The sequence below is a fragment of the Streptomyces sp. NPDC057939 genome (assembly GCF_042887545.1).
In the GTDB taxonomy this organism is placed as follows: Bacteria; Actinomycetota; Actinomycetes; order Streptomycetales; family Streptomycetaceae; genus Streptomyces.
Genome location: NZ_JBHVPG010000027.1, coordinates 85,050 through 106,349, shown reverse-complemented (window position 1 = coordinate 106,349; position 21,300 = coordinate 85,050). Strand labels below are relative to the sequence as shown.

The window sequence follows — 21,300 nt, the reverse complement described above, 5'->3', positions numbered from 1 at the left end:
TGAGGGAGGGGGTCACCCCTTGCGCGTACCGCTCAGACCTCGGAGGAGTCCCGGCGCACCGACGGACGGCGGCTGGCGATGACCTTCGCCGCCAGCGAGCGCGGGCTCGTCAGGAACCCGAAGCCCCAGCACATGTGCATGGTGGCCAGGGCCACCGGGATCTGTGCCCGGGCCTTGAGCGGGAGCCCCTTGCCGGCGGGCACGGAGCCGGCGGTGATCGCCGCGAGGTAGCCGGCCGGGACCACGAGCGCCCACGGGGTGAGTGTCGCGCCCGCCACCAGGCCGGCCGCGATGGCGCAGACGGCGGTGGGCGGGGCCAGGTAGCGCAGGTTGATCGAGCCGGAGTGGTAGCGGGCCACCACGTGCCGCCAGCGGCCGTAGTCCTTGTACTGCTTCGCCAGCGCCCGTACGGACGGGCGGGGGCGGTACTGGACCTTCAGCTCGGGCGAGAACCAGATGAGACCGCCGGCCTCACGGATGCGGAAGTTCAGCTCCCAGTCCTGGGCGCGGATGAACTCCTCGTTGTAGCCGCCCTGCTGCTCCAGGGCCTCGCGGCGGAACACGCCGAGGTAGACGGTCTCGGCCGGGCCGGCCTGTCCGCCCGTGTGGAAGGCCGCGTTCCCGACGCCGATCTTCGAGGTCATCGCGGCGGCGACGGCTTCCTCCCACGCGTTCTCGCCCTCGGCGTGCATGATGCCGCCGACGTTCTGCGCGCCGGTCTCCTCCAGGAGGCGGACGGCGGTGGCGATGTAGTTCGGGGAGAGCATGCCGTGGCCGTCGACGCGGACGACGATCGGGTGGCGGGAGGCCTCGATCGCGGCGTTGAGGGCGGCGGGCGTACGGCCGGTGGGGTTCGGGACGGTGTGGACACGCGGGTCCTCGCGTACGAGCTCGGCGGCGATCTCGTCGGTGCGGTCCGTGGACGGCCCGAGCGCGATCACCACCTCCATCTCGCCTGCGTACTCCTGTCCGAGGATGTGGCGGACGGAGTCGCGCAGATGGCGCTCCTCATTGAGCACCGGCATGATCACCGAGACTGCGGGCTGCTGCGCGGGCATGTGGTCCTTCAAGGTCGGGTATCGGTGTCACGTTACCGCGTACGGGGGAACCGGGTGCGCGCCGGACGGCCGGTACGGACAGACGCTGATCGTATGGGCCTACTGTTCTGACGAATCCGAAGATCAGCCGACCGTTGCCCTGCTGTTCCCCCGCGGAGGTGTCCCTCGTGCCCCAGCCGCACCGTCCCACCCGACCCGCCAGGCCGCCCCAGCCACAGCGTGCGCGGCGGGGCGGCCCCCAGGCCCGGCGCCGGGGCGACAAGCCGCGGTGGGGGGTGCGGATCGCGGCCGGGGTGTCGATCGTGGTGCTGGGGTCCGGGGCCGTCGGGCACGCGGTGATGACCGGCCTGGACACCGGGATCCAGCGGGTGGACCCCTTCAAGGACATGAAGAACCGTCCTCAGGCCGGACACGGCCTGAACTTCCTCCTCGTCGGCACCGACGGCCGGGACAGGATCTCCAAGGAGGAGAAGCGGGAGTACCGGCTCGGCGGCGCGCCCTGCCGCTGCACCGACACGATCATGCTGGTGCACCTGTCCGCCGACAAGGAGCGGGCGAGCGTGATCAGCCTGCCCCGCGACAGCTACGCCGAGGTCCCCGCACACCACGACCTGGTGACCGGAAAACCGCACAAGGCCCACCCTGTGAAGCTCAACGCCGCCTACGCCGAGGGCGGGCCGAACCTGACCGTGCGCACGGTCGAGAACATGACCCGGGTGAAGATCGACCACTACCTGGAGGTCGACTTCACCAGCTTCATGAAGACCGTCGACGCCATGGGCGGCGTCGAGATCTGCACGGCCAAGCCGATGCGCGACACCTACACCGGCCTCGACCTGCTGCCCGGCACGCACCGGCTGACGGGCGGCCAGGCCCTCCAGTACGTCCGCTCCCGCCACATCGACGGGGCCTCCGACCTGGGCCGGATGCAGCGCCAGCAACGGTTCGTCGCCGCGCTGATCAAGCAGGCCACCGGGGGCGGGGTGCTGCTGAACCCGGTGAAGTTCAAGGAGGTCAGCTCCACGCTGCTGGGCTCGGTCCGGGCCGACAAGGACTTCGGCTCGGAGCAGATGCTGGCCCTGGGCCAGGCCATGCGGGACTTCACCCCCTCGTCCTCCGAGTTCGCCTCGGTCCCGGTCGGCGACGCCTCGTACGCCGTCAAGGGCATCGGGTCGACGGTGAAGTGGGACGCGGCGAAGGCCGCCAAGCTGTTCGAGTCGGTCCGTCAGGACCGGCCGCTGGCCCCCGCCCGCACCGGGGGGACGGCCCGGCCCGCCGCGGTGCCGGTCGACGTGCCGCCGAACCAGATCAAGGTGCAGGTGGAGAACGGGACCCGGATCGACGGGCTCGGCGGCCGGGTGGACTCGGCGCTGCGCGCCACCGGCTTCAACACCACCGGGGCCCCGGGCAACGGCGCCGGTCGGGACGTGCGGCGCACGGTGATCGCCTACGACCCCCGCTGGGACCGCTCCGCGCGCACGGTCGCGACGGCCCTGCCCGGCAGCGAGCTGCGGGCGGTGCCGCGCCAGGGCCGGACGGTGCTGGTGATCGCGGGCACCGACTACCGGAAGGTCGTGCCGGTACGGGCGGAGGACCCGTACCAGGGCGCGTTCGGGGTGGTCACCGGCGACCAGGTGGTGTGCGGGAAGTGACCCCGCCCGGCCGGGCGGGGCGGGTCAGTCGTCCAGGCCCTCGGCGGACCGTCGCTCGCGCAGCTCGGTGATCGCCCGGCGACGGGCGAGCCGGTGCGTGCGGCGGATCTGGGCCTCCTGGTTGCGGCGCTCGTCCTGCTCGGTCTCCGGGAGCACCGGCGGGACCTGGCGGGGCTTGCCCTCGGAGTCCACCGCCGTGAACACGAGGTAGGCGCTGCCGACCTGGGTGGCGGGGGTGGACTCGTTCCACCGCTCGGCCAGGACCCGCACGCCGATCTCCATGGAGGAGCGGCCGGTCCAGTTGCACTGCGCCCGGACGTGGACCAGGTCGCCGACCCGGACCGGGGCCAGGAAGGCCATCTCGTCCATGGAGGCGGTGACGGCGGGACCGCCGGAATGCCGACCGGCCACGGCGCCCGCCGCGTCGTCCACCAGCTTCATGATCACACCGCCGTGCACGGTGCCGAGGAGGTTGGTGTCGCTCGCGGTCATGATGTGGCTGAGGGTCGTGCGGGAGGCCGAGACGGGCTTGCCCTGCGGTTCGGCCGGTATGTCTGTCATACAGCCACCTTAAATCGGTACCGCAGGCATCAGGTGTGCAACAGCACCGGTACGAACCCCCCACCGGGGTGTCGTCCGACACGCCCGGGCAGGCATTCTTGTCCGCATGAGTGACTGGGACGGGTGGAGCGGCGAGCGCGACGGGCGCGGCCGCCGCGATGACGGGTACGGACACGGCAGCGGGCAGGCCCAGCCGGAGGGCGCGCAGCGGATGCGTCACGTCCAGCGGCAGCCGCAGCCCCCGCAGCGCCCGGCCCGACCGCCGGTCCCCCCGCAGTCGGCGCCCCCTGCGGGTCCGCCCGCGTACGGGGTCCCGCCGCAGCAGACCCGCGGCCCCGGCGACGGCGGCTACGACAGCGGCTACAACACCGGCCAGGTCTACGGTTCGCCGTCGGGCCCGGGCGGCCCGGGGCAGCGGCCGCCGGGCGGCGGCGGCACAGGAGGGCCCGGCCCGGCCCGCGGGGCCGTCGACTGGCGTCGACGGATCAAGGTCGGCTCGATCGTCGTGGCCTCCGTGCTCGTGGTGACCACCATCGGCACCTACTTCTGGGCCGACTCCAAGGTGCGCCGCGAGGTCGACCTCTCCAAGGTGATCGAGCGCCCCAAGGAGGGCGACTGCACGACCTACCTGATCGTCGGCTCCGACAGCCGCGAGGGCATGTCGGCCGAGGAGAAGAAGAAGCTCCACACCGGCTCCGCCGAGGGCAAGCGCACGGACTCCATGATGATCCTGGCGAAGTGCTCCGGCGGGAACACCATGATCTCGCTGCCGCGCGACTCGGACGTGGAGATCCCCTCCTTCGTCGGGTCCCAGTCCGGCAAGAAGTTCCCCTCCCAGGGCCGCCGGGTCAAGCTGAACGCCGCCTACGCGGAGGACGGCCCGGAGCTGCTGGTGCGGACGGTGGAGTTCAACACCGGCCTGCGCATCGACCACTACGCCGAGATCGGCTTCGCCGGCTTCGCGAACATCGTGGACGCGCTCGGCGGGGTCGAGCTGGACATCGAGAAGGCGTTCAAGGACGAGAAGTCGGGCGCCGACTTCAAGGCGGGCCGCCAGACCCTCAACGGCGAGCAGTCGCTGGCCTTCGTACGGACCCGCTACGCCTTCGCGGAGTCGGACCTCCAGCGCACCAAGAACCAGCAGAAGTTCCTGGCGGCGCTGGCGAGCCAGGCGGCCACGCCGAGCACCGTCCTCAACCCCTTCTCGCTCTACCCGGTGATGGGGGCGGGCCTGGATACCCTGATCGTGGACAAGGAGATGGGCCTGTGGGACCTGGGCCAGATGTTCTTCGCGATGAAGGGCGTCAACAGCGGTGACGGCGTGTCGATGAACATGCCGATCTCCGGCCAGCGGGGCGGCAACCTCGTGTGGGACAAGGCGAAGGTGCAGCAGCTCGTCAAGGAGATCCAGAACGACGAGAAGGTCACCGTCCGGAGCCAGTGAGCGGTCCGGGACGGACACGACGAGAAGGGGCACCCCCGAGGGGGTGCCCCTTTCGTACGACGGGCCTACCGCGCGCGGTTACTTGCCGGCGCGGGCGCGGAGCTTCCACGGCATGGCGATGGACTCCAACTGGACCGCGAGGTTCATCTTGGACTCGCCGACGGTGCGGTCCTCGAAGTGGATCGGGACCTCCATGACCTGGAAGTTGCGGCGCAGCGCCTTGAACTTCATCTCCACCTGGAAGCTGTAGCCCGCGCTGCCGATCGACGCCAGGTCGATGGCCTTGAGGGCGTCGGCGCTCCACAGGTTGAAGCCGCCCGTGATGTCGCGGACGCGGGTGCCCAGGATGGTGCTCGCGTAGGCGTTGGCCCAACGGGACAGCAGCTTGCGGTGCGCGCCCCAGGCGTCGGACAGGGTGCCGCCCGGAACGTAGCGGCTGCCGACGACGAGACCGGCGCCGGTGGAGCGGGCGACGCCCAGCATCTCGGCGATCTTGCCGGCCGGGTGGGAGCCGTCCGCGTCCATCTGGAGCACGTACTCGGCGCCGTCCTCGACGGCCTTGGCCATGCCGGCGGCGTAGGCGCGGCCGAGGCCGTCCTTCGCGGTGCGGTGCAGGACCGACATGCGCGGCTTGCCGTCCTCGGTGAGGAAGCCCTCCGCGAGTTCGTCGGCGATCTTGCCGGTGCCGTCGGGCGAGGAGTCGTCGACGATCAGCAGGCGCAGGCCCGGCTGGTCGAGGCCCATGATCAGCTCGACCATGCCCGGCAGGTTGCCGGCCTCGTTGTACGTGGGCATGACGACGGTGAGCGGCGTGTGCGCCCAGGTGTCCGGAAGCTTCGTGCTCGCGACGTCGGTCGCGCGGGGGGTCTGCTGCTCGCCTATCACAGGGTTATGCCTCACTGGAGTTGGTCACCGGTCCGAGGAGAAGCGGACGGCGGCAGCGGGAAGTTCCGCCTCGCACCACACCCGCACCCCCGCGCGAAGTTCGTTGTCGGCCCCCACGACGGCACCGTCACCGATGACCGCGCCGTTCAGCACCGTGCGCGACCCCACGGAGGCGCCCGCGCCGATGAGGCTGGCGTTCACCACCGTGTCCGCGCCGAGGATCGCGCCGTCCAGCACGATCGAGCCCTTGACGGTCGCGCCCGCCTCGATCCGGGCACCGGCGCCGACCACCGTGCCGCCGGACAGCTTGGCGCCGTCGGCCACGTGCGCACCCGGGAGGACGAGGGCCTCACCGCGCGGGCCGGGCACCGCGGGCGAGGCCACGATGCCGCGGACGAGGTCGGCCGAGGCCTGGACGAAGGACTCGGGCTTGCCGAGGTCCAGCCAGTAGGTGTCCTCGGTCACGCCGTGCAGCTTGGCACCGGAGGCGAGCAGCCCCGGGAAGGTCTCGCGCTCGACGGATACCGATCGGCCGGCCGGAATGGAGTCGATCACGCTGCGGCGGAACACGTAGCAGCCGGCGTTGATCTGGTCGGTGACGATCTCCGCGGGGGTCTGCGGCTTCTCGGTGAAGGCGAGCACGCGGCCCTCGGAGTCCGTGGGCACCAGGCCGAAGGCGCGCGGGTCTTCGACCCGCACCAGGTGCAGGGAGACGTCCGCGTCGGCGGTCCGGTGGGACTCGACGAGGCCGGCGATGTCGAGGCCGGTGAGGATGTCACCGTTGAAGACGAGTACGGGGGAGTCCGGGCCGCCGGTCAGGCGCTGCGCGGCGTTGCGGATGGCGCCGCCGGTGCCGAGGGGCTCGTCCTCGACGACGTACTCGAGGGTGATGCCGAAGTCGGAGCCGTCACCGAAGTAGGGCTCGAAGACCTCGGCGAGGTAGCAGGTGGCCATCACGATGTGCGTGACACCGGCGGCGGCGGCCCTGGCTATCTGGTGGGCGAGGAAGGGGACGCCTGCGGCCGGAACCATCGGCTTGGGGGTGTTCACCGTCACGGGGCGCAGTCGCGTCCCCTGCCCACCGACCAGCAGGATCGCTTCCGTCATTATTTTCTCCCCAAACGGTTCAGGCGTACGAAGCGTCAAATTTAGCCCATCGGAGGGCTTGCGAAGGCCGGGCCGAAGCCCTGCGGCCGGTCCCGGTCCCCGCTCCTACAGGGATCAGTACCGGGGGGTCGACGGTTGCCCGTCGGCCGGGGAGTTCTTCGACACATTCGCCGTTTCGTCCCGACGCCCGCGGTCCAGCTTCTTGAGCAGACGCTTGCCGAGGCGCTGTCCGGGCAGTTCCACGAGCTTGTAGGTCAGGTGGCTCACGACGAAGACCAACGCCATGAAGATGGCGGTCGGGATGAACTTGCCGGGCCCGGACTTGGGAATGTCCATGCCCTCCACCATCCAGCGGACCCCGTGGAGCACGGGAACGTGGGTGACGTACACGGAATAGCTGATCGCACCGAGCCAGGTGAGCACCTTCGGCCACTTCGCCCGGCGCAGCAGCATGCCGATGCCGAACGTCAGCCACGCGGCGAGGTAGGGCAGTACGAAGCCCTTCCAGCCCTCGGTCCACGTCTGGTACCTGGCCGGGCCGCGGTTGTACATGTAGCCGGCGGCGAGGCCGGCGACCAGGACGAACCCGCAGCACACGGCACCGAGCAGGCGGTCGCCCTGATGGTTCTGGATCCGGTAGACGGCCGTGCCCGCGAACATCGTCGCGAAGATGATCATGGTTTCGAAGAACGGCGCCCGGGCGTTGCCGAGGATCAGCAGCAGGCCGAGCCCGCCGAGCAGCAGGGCGCCGATCCGCGTGAGTTCCTTGCGGCCGCTCAGCACGCACACCATGCCCATGACCGTGACGATGCAGCAGGCGAGGATCAGGTTGCGCGTCGAGCCCTTGTCGGTGCTGATCAGCTGCGAACCGACGGCGGCCCCGAAGAGCAGCCCCAACGTGGCGAAGACCAGGGAGATCTGGGCGCTCAGGCGGTGGCGGCCGATCACGAAGAGGGCGGTGACGAAGAAGTAGAAGACCATCTCGTAGGAGAGGGTCCACATCACGCCGATCGCGCTGGGGATGTTGAGCATCTCGTGCAGCAGCAGCGTGTTGGCGAGGGTCGACCTGACCGGGTGGTCCACCACGACGTCCGGCACCGCGGCGTGGTTCGCGGGCAGGACGATCAGGGACACGGCGATGACGACGATCAGCAGCGGGTAGATCCGGAAGATCCGGCCGATCCAGAATCCCCGTACGTCACCGCGTCGTTCCAGCGAGGCCGGCACGATGTATCCGCTGACGAGGAAGAACAGCATCACGGAGTAGATGCCGAGGTCGAAGTTCGTGCTGACGAACTTCCCGCCGGGTATGAGCTCCAGCACCCTGAAGTGGTGCACGGCCACCAGCAGCGCCGCTATTCCGCGCAGGGCGTCGAGCCATCCCAGTCGCACCGCGGGCCGGTCGGCGATCACGGCGCCTGTACTGGTCGGCCGGCTCTCCGACTGCTGTTCAATCACGGTCACAGCAGTGCAGGCTAGCCCAGAAGATCGGGCGGCCCTTCGTATCGGCGGCCCCGTCCAGGGTCTGAGGACCAACCGTAGTCCACTTGTTACCTTTCTCCATGGTTCCGCGGGCGCGATCGGGACAGGGAGAATCGGCTTCGGGGGCGGCCATACTTGGCAGGGTGCGCCGGCACACGCGGCACGGCCGCCGTCGCCGCCGCGGGCCTTCCGGGGCCCGGCGGGAGCGTCATCCGCGCAGTTCGTACCCACAGGGATCGGCCAGGTCCCGGCGAGAGATGTCAGGGGCTTTGCCGCAATGAGCGTGAGCATAACCAGCAGTGCTCCCCCGGCCGGTGATCCGGCCGACGGGCAACGGCACTCCGGACGCCGCCGCGGGGCGAAGGGCGTCGTCGCCCGCGTCCTGGGCCCGGTCTGGCTGTGGCCGGCCCTGCTCACCCTCGCGCTCGGCGTCCGCGGGAGCGGCCGCGTCGAACTCTGGCGTGACGAGCTGGCCACCTGGAACGCCATCGACCGCACGCCGGGCGAACTCCTGCACCTCCTGGACAACGTCGACGCGGTCACCGGCGTCTACTACCTCTTCATCCAGCAGTGGACCTCGCTGCTGGGCCACTCCCTGCCGGTGCTCAGGCTGCCGTCCGCCCTCGCGATGGCCGGTGCGGCCGCCTTCGTCGCGCTGACCGCCAGGAAGCTGTTCGACACCCGCACCGCCCTGGTGGCGGGTGTGCTGTTCGCCCTGATCCCGTCCGTCTCCCGCTACGCGCAGGAGGCGCGCGGGTACGCGTTCGTCGTGCTCGCGGCCGCTGCCGCGACCTACCTGCTGCTGCGCGCCCTCGAACGACCGACGTTCGGGCGCTGGGCGCTCTACGCCGTGGGCGTCGCCGCGGCCGGCGTCTTCCACATGGTGGCGCTCGTGTTCCTCGCCGCTCACGCGCTCATCGCCCTGGGTCGGTGGTGGGACGGGCGCGAGCGTCGGATCCTCACCGGGTTCGTGCTGTCGGTGGTCGTCGCCCTGCTTCCCGTCCTGCCGCTCGTGGTCCTGGGCCAGCGCCAGGTGGGCAGGCAACTGAACTGGCTGGGGAGGCCGAGCCTCCAGTACGTCGGCGACGTCTTCTGGCGCGGGCTCTACGGTTCGGCCTGGGTCAGCCTGTGCGTCCTGGCGATGGCCGTCCTGCCCCTGGCGTGGCGACAGGGACGCCGCCCGGCCTTCGAGGTGGGCGCGACCGCCGTCCTGCCGATCCTCGCCCTGTGGATCGCCTCCCAGGGTTCGACGGCCTACTTCCTGGACCGCTACCTGCTCTTCACGCTGCCCGCCTGGGCGGTTCTCGCGGGCGCGGGCCTGGCAGCCCTGCGGCCCCGCGCGCTGGCCGCCGTGGGCCTGGCCGGGGTCCTGGTCGTCGGCATGGCGGGCCAGTACCAGATCCGCAAGCCGTTCTCCCGCGAGCAGTTCGACGCCCGGGCGGCGGCCGCCGTGATCGCCGAGAACCACAAGCCCGGGGACGGCCTCGTGACGCTCCGCGGCGAGCTGCGGTACCTCCAGTTCAACATCGCCCTCGACTACTACCTCCCTTCCGACGTCCGTCTCAAGGACGTCCTCGTCGCCGAGAGCTCCGTCGAGCTGGGCGACCTGTACGCGCGGATGTGCGCCGATCCGGCCACCTGCCTCGGTACGACGCGCCGGGTGTGGGCCGTGACGCAGGACACCCCCCAGGGCCAACCGCTCAAGGGTCTGGAGCCGGCCGAGGTGAAGGCGCTCGACCAGGCCTTCCCCCGCCGGACGGTGACCAAGGTGCCCGGCATGACCGTCACCCTGCTGGAACGCTGAGCGGCCGGGAACCCCCGCGCGGCGTCCCACGCGAACAGCACGAGAAGGCCCCCGGCGTGTTTCGCCGGGGGCCTTCTCGCGTACGTCGACCTGCGGGTACGGGATTACGGCAGGTTGCGCGCCATGACGATGCGCTGGACCTGGTTGGTGCCCTCGTAGATCTGGGTGATCTTCGCGTCGCGCATCATGCGCTCCACCGGGTAGTCGCGCGTGTAGCCGTAGCCGCCGAGGAGCTGGACGGCGTCCGTGGTGACCTCCATGGCCACGTCGGAGGCGAAGCACTTGGCCGCGGCGCCGAAGAAGGTGAGGTCCTCCTTGTCGCCCCCGGCGGAGACGCGCTCCGACTTGGCGGCGGCCGAGTACGTCAGCTGGCGGGCGGCCTCGATCTTCATGGCCATGTCCGCGAGCATGAACTGCACGCCCTGGAAGTCGCCGATCGGCTTGCCGAACTGCTTGCGCTCCTGGACGTAGCCCTTGGCGTAGTCCAGGGCGCCCTGGGCGATGCCGAGCGCCTGGGCCGCGATGGTGATGCGGGTGTGGTCGAGGGTCTTCATCGCCGTGGCGAAGCCGGTGCCCTCGGCGCCGATCATGCGGTCCGCGGGGATGCGGACGTTGTCGAGGTAGACCTCGCGCGTCGGGGAGCCCTTGATGCCGAGCTTCTTCTCCGGGGCGCCGAAGGAGACGCCCTCGTCGCCCTTCTCCACGACGAAGGCGCTGATGCCCTTGGAGCGCTTCTCGGGGTCGGTCACGGCCATCACCGTGTAGTACTCGGAGACGCCCGCGTTGGTGATCCAGCGCTTGACGCCGTTGAGCACCCAGAAGTCCCCGTCGCGCACGGCGCGGGTCTTCATGCCGGCGGCGTCGGAGCCCGCGTCGGGCTCGGAGAGGGCGTACGAGAACATCGCGTCGCCCTTGGCCAGCGGGCCGAGGTACTTGGCCTTGAGCTCCTCGGATCCGGAGAGGATCACGGGGAGCGAGCCGAGCTTGTTCACGGCCGGGATGAGGGAGGAGGACGCGCAGACGCGGGCCACTTCCTCGATCACGATCACGGTGGCGAGCGCGTCCGCGCCGGCGCCGCCGTAGTTCTCGGGGACGTGGACGGCGTGCAGGTCGCTGGCGACCAGGGCGTCGAGGGCCTCCTGCGGGAAGCGGGACTCCTCGTCGACCGCCGCCGCGAACGGCAGGATCTTCGCCTCGGCGAGCGAGCGGACGGACTCGCGGAGCATGTCGTGCTCCTCCGCCGGGCGGTACAGGTCGAAGTCGGCAGAACCCGCCAAGATCTCTCACTCCCCAAGGTGTGCACGATGCTAACTACCGTTAAGTAACCCAAATCTTAATGTCCGGCGCCCCGGCAGCGATATGTACGGCGCACGTGAGCTGCGTGACAGCGGGAGCGTCCCCCGCCCGGGGCGCGACTATGCTCGGTTGCCGCAAACGGCCCCGCACCTCTGGAGCACTCATGGCCCCCCTCAAGATCACTGTGATCGGCACCGGCTACCTCGGCGCGACGCACGCGGCCGCGATGGCCGAGCTGGGCTTCGAGGTGCTGGGGCTGGACGTGGTCCCGGAGAAGATCGAGATGCTCGCGGCCGGCCGGGTGCCCATGTACGAACCGGGGCTGGAGGACCTGCTCGCCGCGCACGTCGCCGGTCTGCCCGGCTCCAGCGGGCGGCTGCGCTTCACCACCTCCTGGGAGGAGGTGGGCGAGTTCGGCGACGTCCACTTCGTCTGCGTGAACACCCCGCAGAAGCACGGCGAGTACGCCTGCGACATGTCGTACGTCGACGCCGCGATGGAGTCGCTGGCCCCGCACCTGACCCGGCCCGTGCTCGTCGTCGGCAAGTCCACGGTTCCCGTCGGCTCAGCGGAACGCCTCGCCGCGAAGCTGACCGCGCTGGCCCCGGCGGGCGAGGACGTCGAACTGGCCTGGAACCCGGAGTTCCTGCGCGAGGGCTTCGCCGTCCAGGACACCCTCCACCCGGACCGGATCGTCATCGGCGTCCGCGGCGACCGGGGCGAGAAGCTGCTGCGCGAGGTGTACGGGACGCCCATGGCCGAGGGCAGCCCGATGGTGGTCACCGACTTCCCGACCGCCGAACTGGTCAAGACGGCCGCGAACTCCTTCCTCGCGACGAAAATCTCCTTCATCAACGCCATGGCGGAGGTCTGCGAGGCCGCGGGCGGCGACGTCGCCAAGCTCGCCGAGGCCATCGGGCACGACGACCGCATCGGCGCGAAGTTCCTGCGTGCCGGCATCGGCTTCGGCGGCGGTTGCCTGCCCAAGGACATCCGCGCCTTCATGGCCCGCGCCGGCGAGCTCGGCGCCGACCAGGCCCTGACGTTCCTGCGCGAGGTCGACTCCATCAACATGCGGCGCCGCGGCCACATGGTCGAGCTGGCCCGCGAGGCGGTCGGCGGTTCCTTCCTCGGCAAGCGGGTCGCCGTCCTCGGCGCCACCTTCAAGCCCGACTCCGACGACGTCCGCGACTCCCCCGCCCTCAACGTCGCCGGTCAGATCCACCTCCAGGGCGGCCAGGTCACCGTCTACGACCCCAAGGGCATGGACAACGCCCGCCGCGTCTTCCCCACCCTCGGGTACGCGGACTCCGCGGTCGGGGCCGCCCGCGGCGCCAAGGTCGTCCTGCACCTCACCGAGTGGCGCGAGTTCCGCGACCTCGACCCCGCCGCGCTCGGCGAGGTCGTCACAGACCGGCTCCTGCTGGACGGCCGCAACGCCCTCGACCCGCTGCGCTGGCGCGCGGCGGGCTGGACGTACCGCGCCATGGGGCGACCGCACGCGTGATCCCGGCCGGGACGCCCCGCCATTTCAACGGCGTTCAGTACAAAATGCGGACAAATTGACTGAGTAGACTGCGGGCCGATGACCACGACCAGCACCCCACCGACCAGGGCGCCCGAGGCGACCGCGTACGCGACGACGGCACCCGGCACCCGTGATCGGCGGCGGTCCTTCGAAGCGGCCCTCCGGGGTCCCGGGGCCCTTCTCGGCATCGCGGGCCTGTGGGTGGCCGCTCGGGCGGCGATGCTCTGGATGCTCGTCAACGACTTCCACGCGTCGAGCATCGTCCGGGTCGAGGTCACCGAGACGTACTACGACTGGTACCACATCCTCGTCACGTGGACCGTGCCGCAGGACGACATCATGTGGCAGTACCCGCCCGCGGCGGCGGCCGTCTTCCTCTCCCCCGACCTGCTGCCCTTCCTCACCTACTTCCAGGCCTTCGTCGCCCTGACCGTGCTGTGCGACGGCCTGATCCTCCTCGGACTCGTGCGGGCCGCCCGCCGCGACGACGGCAGCATGGCCGGCGCGGTCCTGTGGGTGGTCTCGCTGCCGCTGCTGATGGCGACCCCGTTCGCCCGCTACGACGTCCAGGTCACCCTGCTCGCCGTCGGCTCGCTGCTCTGCCTGCGCCACCGGCCCCGGCTCGGCGGCGTCATCGCGGGCATCGGCGGCATGGTCAAGGTCTGGCCCCTGCTGACCCTGCTCGGCACCCCGCGCGGCAGGTCCACCCGCGAGGCCGTCACCGCGGCAGCCCTGTCGTGCGTCGCACTGCTGGCCGTCTTCGCCGCGCTGTTCCGCGACTCCCTCGGCTTCCTGGGCAACCAGGGCGACCGCGGCGTCCAGATCGAGTCCCTCGGCGGTTCCGTGCTGATGGCCGCCCGCCTCGCCGACGTGTGGCCCGGCTGGATCCGCTTCCAGTACGGCGCCTACGAGTACGTCGGCCCGTACGTGCCGGAGATCGCGCGGGCCTCACTCGCGCTGACCCTGATCGGCTTCCTGCTGCTCCTGCTGTGGCGCGTCAGGGCCAACCGCTGGTCGCCGTCGACCCCGTCCGACGCCGCGCTGTTCGCCATCATGATGTTCACGGTCACCAGCCGCGTCATCAGCCCCCAGTACATGATCTGGCTGCTCGGCCTCGCGGCCGTCTGCCTGAGCTCGCGTCACACCACCCAGCGCCCGATCGCGTGGCTGCTCGCGGTCGCCACCGCGCTCACCTCGCTGATCTTCCCGGTCTGGTACGGCCCGGACATCCTGGGGACCACCGGGCTCGGCACGTTCCTGCTGTGCGCCCGCAACGGCATCCTGCTGTACGCGACCGTGTGGTCCGGCCTGCGGCTGTGGAGGGCGACCGTCGTTGCCGAGCCCGCGCTCCCGGCCGCTTCCCGGGGCGCCTTCTAGGCCGTTCTGCGGTGCTGGGCGGCGCGGGCCGTGAACTCCACGCCGCGCAGCACCCGCTGGGCGTTGCCCCAGGTCAGCAGCGCCAGGTCGGCCTCCGACCAGCCGCGGTCCAGGAGTTCCGCGATCAGCCTCGGGTAGCCCGAGGGGTCGGTCAGGCCGGCGGGGCGGGGGCGTCCCCGCTCCGAGCCGAAGGCGGCGCCGAGGCCGACGCCCTCCGGGCCGGCCAGTGCCCGTACGTGCTCGACGTGGTCGGCGACCGCGTGCAGGGAGTCGCCCGTGCGTTCCGTGTCGAAGGTGACCATCGCCAGCCCGTTCGCGGCCCGCAGGGCGAGCAGCACCTCGTCGGTGACGTTGGCCGGATGCGGGTTGAGGGAGTGCGCGCCGGTGTTCGACACCACCACCGGGGCCTTCGAGGCCGCCGTGACGCGGCAGGCCACGGCCGGTGCGCAGCCCGTCAGGTCCAGCAGCACCGCCAGCCGGTTCGCCTCCCTGACCACCTCGTGGCCGAAGGCCGTCAGCTCGTCCTCCGCCCAGGGGGCTCCGGCCGGCGCGACGATGCGTACGCCCAGGGCGTGGAAGGCGCGCAGCGCGCCCAGTGAGTCCGTGAGCGTGCGGCCGGGGACGGGGCCGAGGAACGAGGCGATCCGGCCGCGGTTGCGGGCGTCGGCCATGTCGTCGGCGCCGAGCGCGAGGCACAGGCCGTCGGGGTAGCGGCGCATCAGGGCCAGTGCCGCGTCGATCTGTTCGAGGGTGTCGGACACGACCTGGTCGGGGTCGGTGTCCGCGGCCGCCGGGTCCGGGGGCACGAGCAGCGACCAGAACTGCGCGCCGACGCCGCCGGAGCGGAGGCGGGGGATGTCGGTGTCGACGCCCGTGTCGGGGGTTTCGATGTCGTGGTACGGGCTCTGGCGCAGGGTCCACACGAGGGTGTTGCAGCCGTCCGCGACGGGATGGACGGCGAGCAGCGCGGCTGCCCGGTCCAGGGCTCCGACCGGCCTCGCCGGGGCGGGGGCGGGGGCGGGTGGGTCCTGGGTACCGATGCCCACGGTGTGGGGTTCTTCCTGCAGGTCGGCCATGGCTTTGGCTCCGGTCTCGGCGGCAGCAGGGGGAGGCTGGTGCCACCGTGACACGTGGGGCGTGTGAGCCGCCCGGCGGATGTGGCGTTCGGGTGTTCCCCGTCGCCCCGACCACCCGGTCGCCCGGCCCGCCCGGTCGCCCGGCCCACCCCGTCGCCCGGCCGGTCGGGCCGGCCCGGGGCGCGGGTTCCCCCGGCCCCCGGGCCGGGCCCGGCCCCCCGGCGCCGGGGGGCCGGGTCAGAGGTGGGCGTTCGACGGGCCCCGGGTCGCCGACAGGTCGGCGGCCACCGATTCCGCGTCGCGCAGTGCCCGTACCGCGTTCGACCAGGTCAGCTTCGCCAGGTCGGGGGTCGACCAGCCGCGGGAGAGGAGCTCCGCGATCAGGTTCGGGTAGCCCGACACGTCGTCCAGGCCGGCCGGGGTGAAGGCCGTGCCGTCGTAGTCGCCGCCGATGCCGATGTGGTCGACGCCGGCGACCTCGCGCATGTGGTCCAGGTGGTCGGCGACCGTGGCGGGCGTGGCGACGGGACGCGGGTGCGTCTCCTCGAAGGCCCGGTGCAGGGCCATCGCCTCCGGCGTGGTGTCGAGGTGGTGGAAACCGTGCGCGCGCAGGTTCTCGTCGGCGGCCAGCGTCCAGTCGACGGCCGCCTGGAGGACGAACTTCGGCACGAAGGTGGCCATCGCGACGCCGCCGTTGGCCGGCAGCAGTTCCAGGACGTCGTCGGGGACGTTGCGCGGGTGGTCGCAGACGGCCCGCGCCGAGGAGTGCGAGAAGATCACCGGCGCGGCCGAGACCGCGAGGGCGTCGCGCATCGTCGTCGCGGCGACGTGCGAGAGGTCCACCAGCATGCCGACGCGGTTCATCTCGCGGACGACCTCGCGGCCGAAGTCGCTCAGGCCGCCGTGCCGGGGCTCGTCGGTAGCCGAGTCCGCCCAGTCGATGGTGTCGTTGTGGGTCAGCGTCATGTACCGCACGCCGAGCTGGTGCAGGGCCCGCAGGGTGGCGAGGGAGTTGTTGATGGAGTGGCCGCCCTCGGCCCCCATCAGCGAGGCGATCCGACCCTCGGCGCGGGCCGCCTCCATGTCGTCCGCCGTCAGCGCGAGCCGCAGGTCCCGCGGGTAACGCGCGATCAGCTGCTCGACCGCGTCGATCTGTTCCAGCGTGGCGCTGACCGCCCGGTCACCGGTGTAGTCGGAGCGGACGTAGACGGACCAGAACTGCGCGCCGACGCCGCCGGCCCGCAGCCGGGGGATGTCGGTGTGCAGGTGGGCGCTCTGGTCGGCGGCGATGTCCCGTCGGTCGAGGTCGTAGCGGACCTGCTCGCGCAGCGCCCACGGCAGGTCGTTGTGCCCGTCGACCACCGGGTGCGCGGCGAGCAGCTCCCGGGCCTGCCCGAGCAGGTCCGCCGCGCTCACTTGCCGAATCCGAAGGAGTCCGCGCCGGCGACCTTCGTACGGAGCCGCTTGCCCTTTTCGGTGGCCTGGTCGTTGAGCTCCTGCTGGAAGTCGCGCATCCGCGCGAGCAGCTCGGGGTCGTGGGCCGCGAGCATGCGGACGGCGAGCAGCCCGGCGTTGCGCGCTCCGGCGACGGAGACGGTGGCGACGGGGACCCCGGCGGGCATCTGGACGATCGACAGCAGGGAGTCCATGCCGTCGAGGTACTTCAGCGGCACGGGGACGCCGATGACCGGCAGCGGGGTGACCGAGGCCAGCATGCCGGGCAGGTGGGCGGCGCCGCCCGCCCCGGCGATGATCGCCTTGAGGCCGCGGTCGGCGGCCTGCTCGCCGTACGCGACCATCTCGCGCGGCATCCGGTGGGCGGAGACGACGTCGACCTCGTAGCGGATCTCGAACTCGTCCAGTGCCTTGGCGGCGGCCTCCATGACCGGCCAGTCGGAGTCCGAGCCCATGACGATGCCGATGACGGGGCCGGCGGTGGGGATGCTCATTCCGTGATCGTTCCTCTGAGGTAGCCGGCTGCGTGACGTGCGCGCTCCAGCACATCGTCCAGGTCGTCGCCGTAGGTGTTGACGTGGCCGACCTTGCGGCCGTGTTTCACGTCCTTGCCGTACATGTGGATCTTCAGCTGGGGGTCGTGGGCCATGCAGTGCAGGTACGCCGCGTACATGTCGGGGTAGTCCCCGCCGAGCACGTTGGTCATGACCGTCCAGCGGGCCCGCGGGCGCGGGTCGCCCAAGGGGAGGTCCAGGACGGCTCGGACGTGGTTGGCGAACTGCGAGGTGACCGCGCCGTCCTGGGTCCAGTGCCCGCTGTTGTGCGGGCGCATGGCCAGTTCGTTGACGAGGATGCGGCCGTCGGTGGTCTCGAACAGTTCCACGGCCAGGTGGCCGGTCACGTCGAGTTCCTTGGCGATGCGCAGGGCGAGCGCCTGGGCCTCGCCCGCCAGCTCCTCCGAGAGGTTCGGGGCGGGGGCGATCACCGTGTCGCAGACCCCGTCGACCTGGACGGATTCGACGACGGGATAGGCGACGGCCTGGCCGTGCGGGGAACGGACGATGTTCGCCGCGAGTTCGCGGACGTACTCGACCTTCTCCTCCGCGAGGACCGGGACGCCCGCCTTGAACGGGGCCTCCGCGTCCTGGGGGGTGCGGACGAACCACACGCCCTTGCCGTCGTATCCGCCGCGCACCGTCTTGAGGATGATGGGGAAGCCGCCGCCCTCGTCCGCGAAGGCGACCGCGTCCGCCGGATCGCTCACGATCCGGTGGCGGGGGCTGGGCGCGCCGATCTCGTCGAGGCGGGCGCGCATCACCCCCTTGTCCGCGGCGTGCACCAACGCGTCGGGCCCCGGTCGGACGGGGATGCCGTCCGCTTCCAGGGCCCGCAGGTGTGCGATGGGCACGTGCTCGTGGTCGAAGGTGATCACGTCGCAGCCGCGCGCGAAGGCACGGAGCGTCTCCAGGTCGCGATAGTCGCCGATGACGACGTCGCTCACGACCTGGGCCGCCGAGTCCTGTGGGGTGTCACTGAGGATCTTGAATTTGATGCCGAGGGGGATGCCCGCCTCGTGGGTCATGCGGGCGAGCTGTCCGCCGCCGACCATGCCGACTACCGGGAACGTCACCACTCCAGGGTATCCGTCGGTATTCCGCCATCCGGACCCGCATCGTCGCCGGCCCCCGGGCGGACCCGTCGGTTCCGCCCGAGGGGCCGTGTGCCGTGCGTCGCAAGGGGTGCCAACGCACGGACGGAGCCCGCGGGCGACACTTACCATGAACGGGTTGACGAGATCGAGTGACGCCTCAACGAGTGGCGACGACGACGGACAGGGACTGAACCATCACATGAGCACGCCGAAAGCAGCACCGCTGACCGAGCGCTTCCGCGGCCTCGCCCGGGAGGTCATCAAGTTCGGCGCGGTCGGTGGCCTGGGTGTCCTGGTCAATTTCGGTGTGTTCAACCTGCTCCGGAGCACGACCGACCTCCAGACCGTGCGCGCGAACGTCATAGCCATCGTGGTGGCGATCGTCACCAACTACATCGGCTTCCGCTACTTCACCTACCGCGACCGCGACCTCGGCGGTCGGCGGCGCGAGATGTTCCTGTTCGTGCTGTTCAGCGGCATCGGCATGGTCATCGAGAGCGGTGTGCTGTACGCGGCGACGTACGGGTTCGGCTGGGACAGCTCGCTGCAGAACAACGTGTTCAAGTTCCTCGGCATGGGCGTGGCGACCGTCTTCCGCTTCTGGTCCTACCGGACCTGGGTCTTCAAGGCCCTGCCCACCCCGGCCGCGCCCTCGCTGGTCGTCGAGCAGCGTGACGGCCACGAGGCGCCGGTGACCGCGCTCGCCCCGGAGCCGGCGGCCACCAACTAGTACGGCTCCTCCCGTACGGCTCCGCCTCGTACGGCTCCTCCCGACCTCACCGCACCGTCCGCGCCGGTTCCGTCCCTTCCGGAGCGGTGGTGCTGAGGAAGAGGGCGAAGACCGGCGGCTGGGTCTGGAGCAGTTCCAGCCGGCCGCCGTCCGCTTCGGCGAGGTCCCGGGCGACGGCCAGGCCGATGCCCGTGGAGTTGCGGCCGCTGATGGCCCGCTCGAAGATCCGGTTGCCGAGGTCCGGCGGGACGCCGGGACCCTCGTCGGTGACCTCCAGAACGGCCTGGTTGCCCGTGACCCTGGTGCGCAGCGCGACCGTGCCGCCCCCGTGCATCAGCGCGTTCTCCACGAGGGTCGCCAGGACCTGGGAGACCGCCCCGGGCGTGCCCACGGCGCGCATGCCCGTCCTTCCCGAGCGCACGATGGCCCGCCCGGCGCTGCGGTAGGCCGGCCGCCACTCCTCCACCTGCTGTTTGACGACCTCGTCGAGGTCGAAGGGGACCGCCGAGCCGGTCCGCGGGTCCCGCGAGTTCGTGAGCAGCCGCTGGACGACGTCGGTGAGCCGCTCCACCTGGGTGAGGGCGATCGTCGCCTCCTCCCGCACGGTCTCCAGGTCGTCGGTGACCGTGATCTCCTCCAGCCGCATCGACAGGGCCGTCAGCGGGGTGCGCAGCTGGTGGGAGGCGTCGGCGGCGAGGCGCCGTTCAGCCGTGAGCATCCGTCCGATCCGTTCGGCGCTGGCGTCCAGCACGTCCGCGACCCGGTCCAGTTCGGGTACTCCGTACCGCTTGTGGCGGGGTCGTGGGTCGCCCGATCCCAGGCGCTCGGCGGTCTCGGCGAGGTCGGTGAGCGGGGAGGCCAGCCGGTTGGCCTGGCGCACGGCGAGCAGGACGGCCGCCACGACGGCGAGCAGGGCCACCGCGCCGACCACGGCCAGGGTCCGCCCGACCTCCTTGGTGACCGTGGAGCGGGTCTCCTCCACGATGACGCTCTCGCCCTGCTCCCCGCTCGCGGTGCCGCGGATGACGCTGCCGTCGATGCGCTGCCCGACCTCCACGACCTGCTGTCCGGGGACGGTGATGCGGGCGTACGTACCGAGGTCCAGTTGTTCGGCGAGGGCCGCGGCGTCGATGGGTTTGCGCTCCAGTGCGTCCGCCTCGACGATGCCGAGCAGCCGCAGGGCCTCGGACCCGATCCGGTCCTGGGCACTGCTGGTGATGGTCCGGGTCTCCACGATGACCAGGGAGACCCCGAACACGGCGATCACGACGAGCACCACGGCGAGCGTGGAGTTGATCAGGCGGCGGCGCATCCTTAGAGGATGCCCTAGGAAGGCGTGGGGTCAGCTCTTCTCGAAGCGGAAGCCGACGCCGCGGACGGTGGCGATGTAGCGGGGGTTGGCCGCGTCGTCGCCGAGCTTCTTGCGGAGCCAGGAGATGTGCATGTCGAGGGTCTTGGTGGAGGACCACCAGGTGGTGTCCCAGACCTCGCGCATCAGCTGGTCGCGGGTGACGACCCGGCCGGCGTCGCGGACGAGGACGCGCAGGAGGTCGAACTCCTTGGCGGTGAGCTGGAGCTCCTCCTCCCCCATCCAGGCGCGGTGCGACTCGACGTCGATCCGCACGCCGTGGGTGGCGGGGGGCTGGGCGGTCTCGGCGGCGCCGCGCCGCAGCAGGGCCCGGACGCGGGCGAGCAGCTCGGCGAGTCGGAAGGGCTTGGTGACGTAGTCGTCGGCGCCGGCGTCGAGGCCGACGACGGTGTCGACCTCGTCGGCACGGGCGGTCAGGACCAGGATCGGGAAGCCGTGGCCTTCGGCGCGCAGCCGGCGGGCGACCTCCAGGCCGTCCATTCCGGGCAGGCCGAGGTCCAGGACGACGAGGTCGATGCCGCCCTGGAGTCCGGCGTCCAGGGCGGTGGGGCCGTCCTCCCGGACCTCGACCTCGTAGCCCTCCCGGCGCAGGGCGCGGGCCAGGGGTTCCGAGATGGAAGCGTCGTCCTCGGCGAGCAGTACACGCGTCATGTGGGTGATGTTAGTCCGCGGCGGGTCAAAGGAGAGGCCCTCATGCGGGCCCCTCGCTATCTGTGCTTGTGTACGACCCGACGCCTTCGAATATGGTCAAACGGTTCCCTCGGAACCTGTGATCCATCTCTCAAGTCCTTCCATATGCCGCAGTGTCGTGTCGTATGGTGGCGA

18 protein-coding genes are annotated in these 21,300 nt (G+C 71.2%); 6 read left to right on the top strand and 12 right to left on the bottom strand.

The genetic code is table 11. The features are described from left to right. Positions 1–32 precede the first annotated feature (32 nt). Positions 33–1,058, bottom strand: a complete 1,026-nt coding sequence (locus tag ACFVS6_RS26455; protein ID WP_389707517.1) for a glycosyltransferase family 2 protein — start codon at positions 1,056–1,058, stop codon at positions 33–35. Positions 1,059–1,216: 158 nt separating this feature from the next. On the opposite strand from ACFVS6_RS26455, the gene ACFVS6_RS26450 reads away from it, so the two are divergent. Beyond that, positions 1,217–2,710 carry an LCP family protein gene (locus ACFVS6_RS26450; RefSeq protein ID WP_389707515.1) on the top strand — a complete coding sequence of 498 codons (1,494 nt, stop codon included), beginning with the start codon at positions 1,217–1,219 and terminating at the stop codon, positions 2,708–2,710. A gap of 24 nt (positions 2,711–2,734) precedes the next feature. Here the strand turns inward: ACFVS6_RS26450 and ACFVS6_RS26445 are convergent, their stop codons facing one another. Then, complete coding sequence (locus tag ACFVS6_RS26445) at positions 2,735–3,271, bottom strand: acyl-CoA thioesterase (protein WP_385580731.1); 537 nt, start codon at positions 3,269–3,271, stop codon at positions 2,735–2,737. A gap of 106 nt (positions 3,272–3,377) precedes the next feature. Here ACFVS6_RS26445 and ACFVS6_RS26440 point away from each other — a divergent pair, with 106 nt between their 5' ends. Further along, complete coding sequence (locus ACFVS6_RS26440) at positions 3,378–4,715, top strand: LCP family protein (protein ID WP_389707512.1); 1,338 nt, start codon at positions 3,378–3,380, stop codon at positions 4,713–4,715. A 78-nt stretch (positions 4,716–4,793) separates the two neighbouring features. Here ACFVS6_RS26440 and ACFVS6_RS26435 read toward each other — a convergent pair whose 3' ends face one another. The 3 genes from ACFVS6_RS26435 to ACFVS6_RS26425 all read right to left on the bottom strand — a co-directional run bounded on the left by ACFVS6_RS26435 (position 4,794) and on the right by ACFVS6_RS26425 (position 8,171). Next, a complete protein-coding gene (locus tag ACFVS6_RS26435; RefSeq protein WP_385580737.1) occupies positions 4,794–5,600 on the bottom strand; it encodes a polyprenol monophosphomannose synthase in 807 nt (268 codons plus the stop codon). Positions 5,601–5,624: 24 nt separating this feature from the next. Beyond that, positions 5,625–6,707, bottom strand: coding sequence for a sugar phosphate nucleotidyltransferase (locus ACFVS6_RS26430; RefSeq protein ID WP_389707510.1), 1,083 nt, complete (start codon positions 6,705–6,707; stop codon positions 5,625–5,627). Between the two features lie 114 nt (positions 6,708–6,821). Continuing rightward, a complete protein-coding gene (locus tag ACFVS6_RS26425) occupies positions 6,822–8,171 on the bottom strand; it encodes an acyltransferase family protein (protein ID WP_389707508.1) in 1,350 nt (449 codons plus the stop codon). A 295-nt stretch (positions 8,172–8,466) separates the two neighbouring features. Between ACFVS6_RS26425 and ACFVS6_RS26420 the strand changes: the two genes are divergently transcribed. Continuing rightward, entirely contained in the window at positions 8,467–9,993 is a 1,527-nt protein-coding gene (locus tag ACFVS6_RS26420) for a glycosyltransferase family 39 protein (RefSeq protein ID WP_389707506.1), read from the top strand. Positions 9,994–10,097: 104 nt separating this feature from the next. Here the strand turns inward: ACFVS6_RS26420 and ACFVS6_RS26415 are convergent, their stop codons facing one another. Then, complete coding sequence (locus ACFVS6_RS26415) at positions 10,098–11,270, bottom strand: acyl-CoA dehydrogenase (protein ID WP_281206420.1); 1,173 nt, start codon at positions 11,268–11,270, stop codon at positions 10,098–10,100. 182 nt (positions 11,271–11,452) lie between these two features. On the opposite strand from ACFVS6_RS26415, the gene ACFVS6_RS26410 reads away from it, so the two are divergent. Both ACFVS6_RS26410 and ACFVS6_RS26405 read left to right on the top strand, forming a co-directional pair. Next, positions 11,453–12,796, top strand: a complete 1,344-nt coding sequence (locus ACFVS6_RS26410) for a UDP-glucose dehydrogenase family protein (RefSeq protein WP_389707504.1) — start codon at positions 11,453–11,455, stop codon at positions 12,794–12,796. Between the two features lie 78 nt (positions 12,797–12,874). Further along, the gene (locus ACFVS6_RS26405) at positions 12,875–14,194 is read left to right on the top strand and encodes a glycosyltransferase family 87 protein (RefSeq protein WP_389707502.1); all 1,320 of its coding nucleotides are present in this window, start codon (positions 12,875–12,877) and stop codon (positions 14,192–14,194) included. On the opposite strand, the gene ACFVS6_RS26400 is transcribed toward ACFVS6_RS26405, so the two are convergent. From ACFVS6_RS26400 to ACFVS6_RS26385, 4 genes are all read right to left on the bottom strand, one after another. Next, complete coding sequence (locus tag ACFVS6_RS26400) at positions 14,191–15,270, bottom strand: membrane dipeptidase (RefSeq protein WP_389707500.1); 1,080 nt, start codon at positions 15,268–15,270, stop codon at positions 14,191–14,193. The two genes, ACFVS6_RS26405 and ACFVS6_RS26400, sit on opposite strands and share 4 nt — an antisense overlap. 237 nt (positions 15,271–15,507) lie before the next feature. Beyond that, the gene (locus ACFVS6_RS26395; RefSeq protein ID WP_389707498.1) at positions 15,508–16,686 is read right to left on the bottom strand and encodes a dipeptidase; all 1,179 of its coding nucleotides are present in this window, start codon (positions 16,684–16,686) and stop codon (positions 15,508–15,510) included. Next, positions 16,683–17,219, bottom strand: a complete 537-nt coding sequence (gene purE / locus ACFVS6_RS26390) for a 5-(carboxyamino)imidazole ribonucleotide mutase (protein ID WP_389707496.1) — start codon at positions 17,217–17,219, stop codon at positions 16,683–16,685. Before purE ends, ACFVS6_RS26395 begins: the two co-directional genes overlap by 4 nt. Further along, positions 17,216–18,334: a 5-(carboxyamino)imidazole ribonucleotide synthase gene (locus ACFVS6_RS26385; RefSeq protein ID WP_389707542.1), complete on the bottom strand. Its 1,119-nt coding sequence runs from the start codon at positions 18,332–18,334 to the stop codon at positions 17,216–17,218. Before ACFVS6_RS26385 ends, purE begins: the two co-directional genes overlap by 4 nt. A 241-nt stretch (positions 18,335–18,575) precedes the next feature. Here ACFVS6_RS26385 and ACFVS6_RS26380 point away from each other — a divergent pair, with 241 nt between their 5' ends. After that, on the top strand, positions 18,576–19,106 hold the full coding sequence (locus ACFVS6_RS26380) for a GtrA family protein (protein ID WP_389707494.1): 531 nt from the start codon (positions 18,576–18,578) through the stop codon (positions 19,104–19,106). A gap of 46 nt (positions 19,107–19,152) precedes the next feature. Here ACFVS6_RS26380 and ACFVS6_RS26375 read toward each other — a convergent pair whose 3' ends face one another. Next, positions 19,153–20,418 (bottom strand): ATP-binding protein, encoded by a 1,266-nt coding sequence (locus ACFVS6_RS26375; protein ID WP_389707492.1) that lies wholly within the window; start codon positions 20,416–20,418, stop codon positions 19,153–19,155. A 30-nt stretch (positions 20,419–20,448) separates the two neighbouring features. Next, a complete protein-coding gene (locus tag ACFVS6_RS26370) occupies positions 20,449–21,126 on the bottom strand; it encodes a response regulator transcription factor (protein WP_361598543.1) in 678 nt (225 codons plus the stop codon). Positions 21,127–21,300: the final 174 nt, after the last annotated feature.